9 protein-coding genes are annotated in these 12801 nt (G+C 68.0%); 4 read left to right on the forward strand and 5 right to left on the reverse strand.

From position 1 onward, the window contains the following. From IT361_11820 to IT361_11835, 4 genes are all read right to left on the reverse strand, one after another. Positions 1-816, reverse strand: coding sequence for an ABC transporter permease (locus IT361_11820; protein ID MCC6318366.1), 816 nt, complete (start codon positions 814-816; stop codon positions 1-3). Beyond that, positions 813-1682 (reverse strand): ABC transporter permease, encoded by an 870-nt coding sequence (locus tag IT361_11825; GenBank protein ID MCC6318367.1) that lies wholly within the window; start codon positions 1680-1682, stop codon positions 813-815. Before IT361_11825 ends, IT361_11820 begins: the two co-directional genes overlap by 4 nt. A 90-nt stretch (positions 1683-1772) precedes the next feature. Next, a complete protein-coding gene (locus IT361_11830) occupies positions 1773-3317 on the reverse strand; it encodes a peptide ABC transporter substrate-binding protein (GenBank protein ID MCC6318368.1) in 1545 nt (514 codons plus the stop codon). Beyond that, positions 3317-5059: a M28 family peptidase gene (locus IT361_11835; GenBank protein ID MCC6318369.1), complete on the reverse strand. Its 1743-nt coding sequence runs from the start codon at positions 5057-5059 to the stop codon at positions 3317-3319. The genes IT361_11830 and IT361_11835 overlap by 1 nt, the downstream gene beginning before the upstream one ends. A gap of 214 nt (positions 5060-5273) precedes the next feature. Between IT361_11835 and IT361_11840 the strand changes: the two genes are divergently transcribed. Continuing rightward, the gene (locus IT361_11840) at positions 5274-6746 is read left to right on the forward strand and encodes an amidohydrolase family protein (protein ID MCC6318370.1); all 1473 of its coding nucleotides are present in this window, start codon (positions 5274-5276) and stop codon (positions 6744-6746) included. A gap of 5 nt (positions 6747-6751) precedes the next feature. Here IT361_11840 and IT361_11845 read toward each other — a convergent pair whose 3' ends face one another. Continuing rightward, on the reverse strand, positions 6752-8080 hold the full coding sequence (locus tag IT361_11845) for an aminopeptidase P family protein (protein MCC6318371.1): 1329 nt from the start codon (positions 8078-8080) through the stop codon (positions 6752-6754). 111 nt (positions 8081-8191) lie between these two features. Here IT361_11845 and IT361_11850 point away from each other — a divergent pair, with 111 nt between their 5' ends. The 3 genes from IT361_11850 to IT361_11860 all read left to right on the forward strand — a co-directional run bounded on the left by IT361_11850 (position 8192) and on the right by IT361_11860 (position 12576). Then, positions 8192-8674, forward strand: a complete 483-nt coding sequence (locus IT361_11850) for a hypothetical protein (GenBank protein MCC6318372.1) — start codon at positions 8192-8194, stop codon at positions 8672-8674. A 2-nt stretch (positions 8675-8676) separates the two neighbouring features. Next, entirely contained in the window at positions 8677-9312 is a 636-nt protein-coding gene (locus IT361_11855; GenBank protein MCC6318373.1) for a hypothetical protein, read from the forward strand. Between the two features lie 156 nt (positions 9313-9468). Next, positions 9469-12576 (forward strand): hypothetical protein, encoded by a 3108-nt coding sequence (locus IT361_11860; protein ID MCC6318374.1) that lies wholly within the window; start codon positions 9469-9471, stop codon positions 12574-12576. Positions 12577-12801: the final 225 nt, after the last annotated feature.

The raw sequence follows: 12801 nt of genomic DNA on the forward strand, positions 1-12801 counted from the left end.
TCAGGTCTCACGGCGCGGGGCCAGGGCGTCGGCGAGGACGTTGACGGCCACGACGGTCATCAGGATCATCACGCCAGGGGCGATGGCGAGCCGGGGATACGTGAACAGGTACGACTGCGCGCCGCTCAGCATGTTGCCCCACGAGGCCGCGGGGGGTTGCACCCCGAGTCCAAGGAAGGAGAGCGTGGACTCCATGAGGATCGCTGTTGCGACGCCGATCGCCGACGCGACGAGCAGCGTGGGCACGAGGTGGGGCAGCAGATGGCGCACGAGGATCGGCCCGGGTCGGCAGCCGAGTGCGCGCGCGGCTTCCACGAACGGTTGCTCACGCAGCACCAGGAGCTCGCCTCGCACCACGCGTGCGGCGCCCATCCACGACGTGGCCCCGATCGCGAGCACCAGCGTGGGCACGGACGGACCCAGAAACGTGAGGACGGCGATCACCACGAACAGCACCGGAATCGCGAGCGCCGAATCGGTGAAGCGCATCAGGACCTGATCGACCCAGCCGCCGCGATACCCGGCGATCGCACCGACCGTGCCGCCGACGGTGAGTGCCACCAGCATCGCCAGGAGGCCCACGGCCAGCGACACGCGACCGCCGGCGAGCAGGCGACCAAGGACGTCACGGCCGCTCTCATCCGCGCCTAACGGGTGCAGCGCACTCGGCGGCGCCCCGGAGAGCGCGAGGTCCATGCGCACCGGATCGACGGTGTAGACCAGCGGCCCGGCGTACGAGGCCGCGGCGATGGCGATGAGGACCACGAGTGCCACCCGGGCGCGGCGCGTGGCCAGCAGGCTCCGGGCGGCGCTCACGAGGCGCGGATGCGCGGATCGAGCGCCATCTGCACGACGTCGACCACAAGACTTGCCACGACGACGGCCGCCGACACGAGCAGCGTCACGCCCATGACGAGTGGATAGTCCCTGCCGAGCGCTGCCTCCACGCCAAGACGGCCCATGCCGGGCCAGGAGAACACGGTTTCCGTGATCGCGGCACCGCCGATGAGGCGAGGCAACTGGAGCCCGACCACGCTCGTCACCGTGATGAGCGCGTTAGGCACCGCATGGCGCCAGAGGAGCGCGTTGACCGGTACCCCGCGCGCACGCGCGACACGCAGGAAGGGCTGTGCCAGGGCGGCGCGTGTCGCCGACCGACTATAGCGGACGAGCTCGGCGAGGCCGGCGGCCGCCAGCACCGTGGCGGGCAGCACGAGGTGGCGCACGCGGTCAGCCAGGGCACCGTCACCGCCGTCGGTGGTGGCGCCACCGGCCGGGAGCAGCCGCAGCTGCACGGCGAACACCAGGATGAGCATGATGCCGAGCCAGAAGGCGGGGGTCGAGAGCAGCAGCACGCTGCCCGTCGAGGCGACGCGGTCCACGAGGCTCCCCGGCCGCGATGCCCCGAGCGCGCCCAGCGGCACGCCGATGACAAGGGAGAGCAGGATCGCCGAGCCAGCCAGCGTGAGTGTGGCGGGCAGCCGCGCACTGATCGTCGCGAGCGTTGGCGTCTGGTAGAGAAAGGAGTGCCCAAGATCCCCGCGGATGGCGCGGCCGAGCCAGCGCGCGTATTGCACCGTCGCGGGCTGGTCAATGCCAAGCCGCGCTTCGATGGCCTGGCGTTCTTCACGGCTGAGTTTGGGGTCGGCGAGCAGGCTCGGGCCGCCGGGCGACGCCATCATGATCCCAAAGGTCGCCACGCTCACCACCAGGAGCACGAGCGCGCCGTGGGCCAGTCGTCGCAGCACGAATGCGATCACGGGACCACTCCGTCAGCGGAGGCGGAGCCGCTCGCTGTAGCGGAGCGCGTCGCGGACGCCGAGTGCGGGCAGCCCCGTCAGGCGCGAGGACACGGCCTGGATCTCGCGTGGATAGAAGAGCACGAGCACGGGCGGGTCGTCGCGCTCGAGCCGCTGGAATGCGCTGTAGATCGATCGGCGCTGCGCGGTGTCGAGCGTCGCGCGGCCGGCGGCGAGCAGCGAGTCGGCCGTGCGGTTCTTCCACCCCACGTTGTTGTTGTCCTGGCCGGAGGCGTAAAACGCGAACTGATCCGGATCGCCGGGCGTGGTCCACCAGATCAGGACCGCTTCGAACGTGCCGGGCAACACCTTGTCGCGGACGAGCGCGGCGAACTCCATCGCGCGAATCGTCGCGGTGATGCCCACGGCACGGAGGTCTTGCTGCACGGCGAGCGCGGCCTGCTCGCGAGCCGGATTGCCTTTGTCTGTCAACAGCTCGAACGCGAATGGCCGGCCGGCGGCGTCCTGCAGTTGTCCGTTTGGCCCCGGCCGCCAGCCGGCGGCGGCGAGCAGGGCACGCGCCGAGTCCGGCGCATGAGGCACCGGCGCGAGAGCAGAATCGAAAAAGGCCCGCAGGGCAACGGGAATCGTGCCGCGCGGCAGGTCAGCGTGGCCCTTGAGGACGCCCTGCACGATCGCTTCGCGGTTCACCGCGTACGCCAGCGCGCGCCTGACACGCGGACTGGCGAACATCGACAGGCGATTGTTGAAACCGACATAGGTGTGTTGCACGACCGGCACCTCCCGGACCGAGATGCCGTCCACGTCCTGCACGCTGCCCAGGTTGGCCGGCTCGATGGTGACCAGGTCGAGTTCGCCGGCGCGCAACTGCGCGACCTGGGCGTTCACGTCCGGGACGACCTTGAACACCAGGCCGGTGAGGGCCGGGGGATCGCCGTACCAATACGGGTTGCGCGTCAGCGTGATGTTCGCCCCCGGTGACACGTGTTCGACCTTGAACGGACCTGTGCCGATTGGTGTCGAGCGATTGAACGTCGTCGCGTCGCTGAGTGCCGTGCCCGCGAACGCGTGACGGGGCAGGATCCCCGCGTTGTAGCCGAGCAGGGTGAGGAGCGGCGCGAACGGCGCCTTGAGACGGAAGCGGACGGTCAGTGAATCGACCACATCGACCCCTTCGATCGCCGCGAAGTCCGAGCGCAGACGCGAGCCCGAGTGCACGTCCGCCACCTGATCGAACGTGAACTTCACGTCGTCGGCACTGAACGGCTGACCGTCGTGCCATCGGACGCCCGGTCGCAGGTGAAACGTCCACGCCTTGCCGTCCTCCGACGACTCCCAGGACAGGGCGAGGTCCGGCGTGGGGCGCAGCTGTTCATCGGGGCGCACCAGTCCCGGGAAGAGCACCTTGTTCACCATCACCGACCCGATGTCCGGCGCGATGATCGGATTGAGGATCGGGTCGTTGATCAGCGGAAGGCGAAGGATGGCCGCGCGTTGCGCGTCGCCACCGCCGCAGGCGATGGTCGCGAAGACGGCAAGGCCCGCGAGGCGTCGCATCATCCGGCGATCGCCCGCTCTGCCGTACGCCGTGCGTCGCGAAGCGCGGCGACGAGCCGGTTCTCCCCGCGTACGAGGTGCGTGCGCAGGAACCCGCGGTCCGCCGGCGTCATCGACGGGGCCTGTAACGCCACCGCGAGATCGGGAAGCGCTGGCGTCGTCTCGGCGGGATCATGGAAAAACGCGGGGCCGCGCGTGTAGTTCACGGGCACGAGGAGCCGGGCGAGCCGACGGAGGGCGCGATTGGTGCGGCGCGTGCGCGGATCGGTGACCGGGAGCGTGGACACGTGGCGGGCGTGGGTGTCGAGCGTATCGAGCGCTCCTTCGAGGTCGGCGATCGCGGAACGCGCGGCGGTGAAGTCGTAGAGGCCGTCGAGTGGCGCCTCGTAGGCATCCAGCGTTCGCCGGAACGTGGCGAGCGTTCGCCGGAAGTCGAACGGCGCGACCGTCGCGTTGGCAGCGCCCATCACCGCGGCCAGATAGATCCGCATGTCGGTCAGCAGGACGTCACGGTCGGCGATGTGCAGCAGATCCTCTTCCGTATGCCACTCGATGTTCGCCCCGCAGCCACCTACGGCGTAGTAGCCGAGTTGCTCGCGGTGTTCGTGCGTCATCGTGGAGAGCAGCATGAAGAACGACGAGATGCCGATGTTGTTGAACGAGTAGTCGCCGGCCTGGTGCGGTCGCTCGCCCTTGAGTTCCTTGCCCGCGATGTCGCGGATCACGTCGGCGCAGAACGCTTCGGTCTCGTCCATGAGCGAGACGTCGATGTATTCGGTGGCCCACCGGCACCCCGGCGAATCGCAGTTCACCTGCGCGATGCAATGTTCGTAGAGGTCGATCGCGAAGTGGTCGGCAAACCACGTGCTGCCGGCATAGCGCCCGGTGGAGTGCCCGGGCCACCACGCGATGCGCACCGAGCGCTTGAGGTCTGCCCGGTGCTGCCACAGGACGCGCGCCACCTCGAGCATCGTCGCGTCGCCCACCGCGTTGTCCCCGATGCCGTAGTCCCAGGAGTCGTAATGGCCGTGAAGCAGGACGAACGCGCCCGGTTCCTCGGTGCCCGGGATCGTCACCACCGGCACGGGCGACTCGAACCAGCCTTCCGTGACTTCGGAGTGAAGCGTCACGCTCGATCCGGTGCGGGCGAGTTCGATCAGCGCCTGGCCGTCCGGGTTGTTCACCGCGACCACCGCGATGCGGGGCTTGCGGGGCAGGTCACGAAGGTCCGGCGTCCCCCAGACGGTGGTGCAGATGCCCCAGTGGGCGTTCCTGCCGGGATTCACCGCGATCATGCCGATGGCGCCCCGTTGCTCGAAGTACGCGACCTTGCCCGGCATGCCGAAGCCTTCGCTCACGACGATCTTCCCGCGCAGGTCGACCTCGGTGTCGTGCACAAAGCCCTTCGTGAACATCTCGTCGGCGTTGCGTGCATAACGAGCAGGAACGTGCACGAGCGGGGCGGTGACGCCGTCGGGGAACGCAACGCTCATCGCCATCGGCTTGGCGCGGAAACTCTGCGCGCCGGCCCGCAGCGACGCCTGCCCCGGAAGGCTCAGGAACAGCTTCGGACGATGAACCTCCACCGGTACGCCCTGCGAGTGCAGCCGCTGCACGATCTCGTCGGCCGCGGTGGCGACGTCGGTGGGATGTTCACGACGCAGCGTCGAGTATCGCTCGATCAGTGGCCAGGGGAAGGTGAGGGAAACGTCGGCAACGGCAGCGGCGATGGCGGGAGGCAGCGTCACGAGCGGAAAGGCAGAGCGGGGGAGAGCGCGGAGAACGAAGGTTCGATCAGCGACGCGGCATGCCGCGCGTCGGTCGCCACACGAACGATGCAGGCCGCGCGGGTGCCGGCATCGCGCTGAATCGAGAACGCCGCTGCATGGTCGTCAAGTGGCCCTGTCGAGCGGCGCGATCGACCCACAGTTTCGCGCACTCCTCACCGCCGGTGCCATGCGTTCCCGACTCGCGTTGCTGCTGCTCGTCCTTCCCCTCACGTCGGCGTTCGCGCAGCGGCGTGACTCCGTGCTCGCCCTGGTCGGCGGGACGATCATCGATGGGAACGGCGGGCCTCCGCTGCGCGACGCCACGCTGATCGTGCGCGGGGACCGGATCGCCGCCGTCGGTCCGCGCGCCACCACCGCCGTGCCGCGCGGCGCCCGCGTGATCCCGGCGACCGGGAAGTTCATCACGCCCGGATTCGTCGACGGCAACGTGCATGTGTCGATCTACAGCGGACTCGAGAACTTTGCCCGCTATCAGGACCGGTTCACCGATGTCGTCGTGGAGGCCGCGCAGCGCCACCTCAAGGTGGGCGTGACCACGATCCGCGATTCGTACGGCATGCTGGAGCCGCTCCGGCAGGCGCGCGAGATCTTCCGGCGCGGCGAGGCGCCCGGACCCCGCCTCATGTTCGCCGGGAACATCGTGGGTTGGGGCGGGCCGTGGTCATTCTCGTTCACCGGCCGACCCCCGGAAAACCTCGGCCTCCTGCAGGAGCAGATGAACGACGCCATCACGCGCGGCGGCGGCGAGGAGCTCGTGAACCTGGAGCCCGATTCCCTGCGCTCCGCCATCAACCGCTACCTCGACCTCGGCGTCGACTTCCTCAAGTACGGCGGCACGTCGCATTTCGGCTATCCGGTGTTCATCGGCTTCTCCGAGCGCGCGCAGCAGGTGATCGTCGAGGCGGTGCATGCGCGCGGACTGGTGGCTGAGACGCATTCCACGACCCCGGAGGGGCTCCGCATCTCGCTCCTCGCCGGTGTGGACCTCGTACAGCACCCCGAGGTGCTCGACGTCCCGATGTCCGATGAGCTCGTGCAGCTCTTCATCGACCGCAAGGTCGTGTGCGGCATGCTGGCCAACACGATGACCGGCGCGCCGTGGCGCGAATACGCGAGCCGCCGCGCCCGCGAGGACTCGCTGCGACGCGTGCGACGTGACAGTGTGCAGCAGCTGGCGGCCCGCCAGCGCACCGAAGCCGAACAGCGCCGCGATCGTGGCGACCAGGGCCTCGCCATCCGTCGTGCCAATGCGCAGAAGCTCATCGGGGCCGGGTGCATCACGGTCCCTGCCACCGACAACTATCTGGGCCTCGCCCCTGAGTTCCGACGCGACCCCAAGCCCGACTGGCAGGAGCCGGGACTCGGTACGCTGGCCGCGATCGAAGGGCTCGTGGAACTGGGCATGACGCCCATGCAGGCGCTGACCGCGGCGACGAGGAACGGCGCCATCGCTGCGAAGATGCTCGACCGCTTCGGCACCCTGGAACAGGGAAAGGAAGCCGACATCCTCATCCTCGGCGCCGACCCGCTGGCCGACATCCGCAACATCCGGCGACTCGAGGTTCTGATCGCCGATGGTGCCGTGGTCGATCCCGCCGCTCTGCCGACGCGGCCCGTGTGGACCAGGGCGCCGCGTTAGGCGCGCTACCGGATCAACGCAATCCTGGACGCCACCGGATACACCCACTCCACACCGCGTGTCGTCACGACCGCGTCGTCCTCGAGCGGGATGCGCAGCTTGCGACCTCCCCACTCCGGGATCGGAGTGTAGGCGAACAGTTCGATCGAGAAGAGGTTGGTCGGCCGCATCTCGTATGTGAGGCGTCCGCGATTGAAGAACGCCATCGAGGGCCCGATGCCATGGCCCCAGTCGCCGACGGAGTGGCACCCGATGAGAAACTCGGTGCTCGCGTCCTCGCGCACCTGATTGAATCCCCGCATCTGCGTGAAGCCCGCCGCGACGATCGCCGCGTTCACTTCATCCATCATCGCCTGCGCCGTCTTGCCGGGCTTCGCCGTCCGGTGGATCACGTCGCGCACCTTGACAGCCTGATCGAACGCGCGCTGGTAACTCGCCGGCAACCGCACCTCGCCCGGCTTGAGCACGTAGGCGATGCGCTTCTGGTCGGTGTACATGTTCAGGTAGCCGACGCCGAAGTCGATCATGACCAGGTCGCCGCGCTGGATGATGCGGTCGGTCGACGTGGCTTCGATCCCGCTCGGACCCGTGATGTAGATGCTCGGGACTTCGAAGCTGGTGCCCAGCCCGCGAACGAGCATCTGCTCCTGGATCCACCACGCCACATCGGCGAGTGACGTGACGCCGGGCGTGATCACTTCGTTGGAGAGCGCGCGCTCCGCGATCTGCCGGCCGACCTCCCCGGCATCGCCGAACGCGACGAGTTCGCTCGCCACGCGGCGGGAACTGAAGTCCGAGATCAGTTTCTCGGCCGAGACGAGACGCCCGGCGAACTCGGCGCCGAGCGACTTGACCAGGTGCGCGTGCAGGGTGTGCGTGAGGCCGTCCGCCATGCCCATCTCGTCGGACGTGTTGATGCCGATGCGACGCGGGTTGCGCGCGCGCACGAACGCGGCGAGGTCCACGCCGCCCGAGTCGATGTCGTACGCGCCGCACGCGGCACGGTGGTGGTCCTCGATGTCGAGCGCCGCGCGTTCGATCCGGTCGCCGCCGCGGTCCGTGTAGATGTAGTAGCCGATCGAACCCACGTACCCCCCGCCGAGGGTAGGCCACATCGGGTCGTAGTGACCCTCCTTCATGGCCACGATCCACATATCGATGCGGTTCTCGCGCATCGCTTCGGGGAGGATGCGGTCGAACTTCTCCTTGCGGATCTGGCAGAGCCGCTCCCATCGGTTGCGCGATTCCAGGTGGGACTGCGCGGGAAGGCCCGAGGTGACCAGGGCGATGGCCGGTGTGGCAAGCAGGAGGGCGGAAATGACTCGAAGCAGCATGGCAGGGAGGCGGGGTCGGACTCCGAGTAGCCCCACGGACGACCGTCTCGCAAGGGCCGCGGGGTTCGAGGCGTGGTCCACGGTGGTACGTCCATTGCTAAGTTTGTCGGCATGTCGGACACGGCCAATCCTGCCGATCGCGCGCTCGTCGCCTTCTTCCGCAAGGCGCTGATCGCGGTCTTCCTCTTTGGGGCCATCGGTACCGCCATCGAGCTGGTGCTCCTGGAGCACGTGGACGGCTGGCGGCAATGGGTGCCGATCGTGCTGCTCGGGGTCGGCGCGCTGCTGGGCGCCGGGGCAGCGTGGCGGCCGGGCCCCGTGCTCCTGCGGTCTTTCAACGTGTTCCTGACGTTCTACATTGTCGCCGGCGCCATCGGCACATGGTTTCACTACCAGGGCAATGTCGAATGGGAGTTGGAGCGGACACCGGAGCTGGCTGGCCTGGCGCTGTTCAAGGCCGCCATGGAGGGCGCCACTCCCGCGCTCGCCCCGGGTACCATGATCCAGCTGGGATTGATCGGACTGCTGTTTACCTGGCGACACCCGAACGCTTCGGCGGAGCGGTCGCGCCCACACCCCCCGAAAGGAGCCTGAAGATGAACGCTCGTACCCTGGCGCGAGGATTCGCGCTCACAGGCCTCGTCGCGCTGACGTCAAGCGCGTCGGCTCAGGTCGGAAAGACCTCACTCCTCGACCCCAACCTCGCGACCGAGCAGCAACTGGGCACCGTGCCGAACCTCACGCCCGCGCTCGTGAAGACCATCGTTGACAAGCGACCGTTCCTGCGCATGGCCGAGCTGCACGCGGTCCTGAGCCCCACGTTGAATGCCGATCAGCTCAAGGCGACCTACGGCAAGCTCTTCCTGCACCTCGATCTGAACACGGCGAGCAAGGAAGAGATCCTCCTTATTCCCGGCGTCGGCAACCGCATGCTGCACGAGTTCGAGGAGTACCGTCCCTACAAGAACCTCGCGCAGTTCCATCGCGAGATCGATAAGTACGTGGACGATGCCGAGCTGGCGCGCCTGGAGAGCTATGTCTACGTGCCGATGAATCTCAACACGGCGACGGACGCCGACCTGCTCACGATCCCGGGACTGGGCCAGAAGATGCTCCACGAGTTCAAGGAGTACCGCCCCTACAAGGACATCGCCCAGTTCCGCCGGGAGATCGGCAAGTACGTGAACACCAAGGAGGTTGCCCGGCTCGAGCGGTACGTGACGCTCAAGTAGCTGGTCGCGGCCGGGTCCGTTGGCCAGATTTGCGGCGCGGGGGCACATGGCCTCCGCGCCGTTTTTCGTCGGGATCCCCCAGGTTTCTCGCCGCCACCCCATGTTGCCATGACTCGCTCGCTGCTCCTGCTCCCGCTCGCCCTCGCCGGCGCGACGATCGCCGGTGCCCAGGCGGCGCCCGCCACGACCCCGGCGGCGGCCCGAACGCTCACGAAGGCGGTCCCGCCCTCGCTGTTCGCCGGCCTCCGCTACCGCAACGTCGGCCCCGCGCGCGGCGGCCGCGTCACCACGGTGACCGGCGTCCCCCAGCAGCCGCTCACCTTCTACATGGGCCCCACCGGTGGCGGCGTGTGGAAGACCATCAACGCGGGTCAGACCTGGTTCAACGTCAGCGACCGTTACTTCACGGTCGGGTCGATGGGGGACATCGACGTGGCTGACTCCGACCCAAACGTCATCCTGGCCGGCACGGGCTCCGACGGATATCGCTCGAACGTCGCGATCGGACGCGGCGTGTGGAAGTCGACCGACGCGGGCACCACATGGACGCACGTTGGCCTGGCGTCGGTCGGGAACATCGGCGCCGTCCGCATCCATCCGACCAATCCGCAGGTGGCGCTGGTGGCGGCGATCGGCAATCCGTTCAAGCCCAACGTGGATCGCGGCGTCTATCGCACGACCGACGGCGGACGCACCTGGACGAAGACGTTGTTCGTATCGGATTCCACGGGCGCGGTCGACGTCGAGATGATGCCCGGCAATCCGTCGGTGGTGTACGCCTCGATGTGGCGCGCCGAGCGCAAGCCGTGGACGATCGTCTCGGGGGCGCGCGAGGGCGGGGTGTACAAGTCGACGGACGGCGGCGTCACGTGGAACAAGCTTGGCGGCGGCCTGCCGGCGGAGCTGTTCGGCAAGAGCAACCTCGCCGTGTCGCCCGCCTCGCCCAACTCGGTGTGGGCCATCATCGAGGCCAAGCCCGGCAGTGGCCTCTACCGGTCCGATGACGCCGGCGAGACCTGGAAGCTCCTCAGCGATTTCGGGCCGATGCTCACCCGCCCGTTCTACTACACGGGCGTGACCGTACACCCGCGTGACGCCAACACGGTGTGGACGTACAGCGAGGGGTTCTACAAGAGCACCGACAACGGCCGCACCTGGCGCTCGCAGAACGTGCCGCACGGCGACAACCACGACCTGTGGATCAACCCACAGGCGCCGGACATCATGGTGCAGTCGAACGACGGTGGTGCCAACGTCACCATCGATGGCGGCCGCACGTGGTCGTCGATCTACAATCAGCCGACGGCCGAGATCTACCAGGTGGCGGTGGACAATCAGTACCCCTATCGGCTCTACGGCGCGCAACAGGACAACTCGACGCTGATCCTGCCGAGCCTCCCGCTCACGACGGGGCGACCCGATTCGCCGATGCAGGAGTGGATGCAGGGACCGGGGTGTGAAACCGGCCCGATCATGCCGCACCGCACCAACCCGGACACCGTGTATGGGGCGTGCAAGGGGCAGTTCTCGCGGATGAGCATGCGCTCCGGTCAGGAGCAGCCGTACTGGAACGGCGGGCAGTCGCTCTACGGCAACCCTGGCAAGGATCTGGATCTTCGCTTCCAGCGCGTGTCGCCGATGGAGGTGTCGCCGCACGAGCCCAACACCGTGTACTACGGTTCGCAGTACGTGCATCGCACGCGCGACGGCGGGGTCACGTGGCAAACCATCTCGCCGGACCTCACGCTCAATCCACCGGAGCGCCAGCAATCCTCCAGCGGCGGACCAATCACGATCGACGTCACCGGTGAGGAGTACTTCTCCACGCTGTACGCGATCCGCGAATCGCCGCGCGAGCCGGGCGTGATCTGGACCGGAGCGAACGACGGGCCGTTCTTCATCACGCGCAACGGCGGCCGCACCTGGACCGACATCACGCCGCGTGGGCTCGTGGCCACGTCATCCGACTTCACGCGCAACAACTTCAAGGGCCCGCCGGATGGGTGCCGCACACAGAACATCGAACCGTCGCCCCATCGCGCCGGATCGGCGTATTACGCCGTGCACTGTTACTTGTTAGGCGACTTCCGTCCGTTCATCTACCGGACCAACGACTACGGCAGGACGTGGACCCTGCTGACGACAGGGGACAACGGCATTCCGAAGGACGAGCCCACCCGGGTCGTGCGCGAAGACCCCGAGCGCGAAGGCCTGCTGTATGCCGGCACGGAGTTCGGGATGTACATCTCGTTCAACAACGGCGTGTCGTGGCAGCCGTTCCAGCTCAATCTTCCGGCGGTCCCGGTGACGGACCTCCGTGTGCACCGCGGCGACCTCGTGATGTCCACGCAGGGTCGGTCGTTCTGGATCCTCAACAACCTCGAGCCCGTGCGCCAGGCGAGCGATCGCCTGCTCGCGTCTGGCGTCCACCTGTTCCGCCCGGCCGAAGTGCACCGGCGTCGATACGCCGGTTCGTTCGGGGGCGTGGAGAGCAGCCGCAACGACCCGGCGGATCCGCAATATCCCCCCATGGGCGCGCAGATCGACTACTGGCTCGGCGACGGCATCGCCGGTCAGGTGCGGCTGGATATCCTGGATGGCGCCGGCAAGATCCTGCGTTCGTTCGTGAGCGAAGGAGCGGGAGAGACCGCCACGACGCAGCCCAGCATGCGCCAGATGGTGACGGAGATGAGCGGCACGCCGCGACTCACGCGCACGCCGGGCCACAACCGATTCACGTGGGATCTCGCGCTCGCCGGACCGTGGGACGCCAACCCGGCGCGCAGCGGTCGCAACGGGCCGATGGTGCTGCCGGGCGCGTATCAGGTTCGCCTGACCGCCGGTGGCGTGACGCAGGTGCAGCCGCTCACGCTGCGGCAGGACCCTCGCGTGGCGAAGGATGGCGTCACGCTCGCCGACCTGCGCGAGCAGCTGAATCACAACCTCAAGGTCCGCGACATGGTCACCGAGGTGAATCAGCTGGCGGTCGCGATCGAGGAAGGGCGTGCACGGCTGCGCACCGCCACCTCAGCGGCGGACACGCTCAAGCTGCTCGAGGAACTGCGTGCCAAGGTGATCATGCCGTCGGTCCGCTACTCCAAGCCGGAACTGCAGGCGCACATCCAGTACCTCTACACGATGACGACGCGGTCGGACCAGAAGATCGGTCGCGATGCCATCACGCGGTATGCCAAGCTGCGACAGGAACTCGACGAGCGGATCCTCGAGGCGAAGAAGCTCCTGGGGCCGCGGGTGGCGATGTAGCGAAGGGGTGGGAGTCGGGCCGGCGTCAGTCAGGCGTCGGCCCGGCTCCCGGCCGAACGCATCCGCGCGATGGGCGCGGCCCGACGAGGCAGTCCGGACACGACCGCGTGTGGAGGGCTTCGGTTATCGCGAAGGATCGTACAGAGTCGCGGCACCGAGCGGCGTGTGCTCGCCGTATCTCCGTGTGTGCTTTGTATTGTAAAGCACTTGACGACACCCGGGCGC

The organism is Gemmatimonadaceae bacterium (assembly GCA_020846935.1).
GTDB lineage: Bacteria > Gemmatimonadota > Gemmatimonadetes > Gemmatimonadales > Gemmatimonadaceae > RBC101.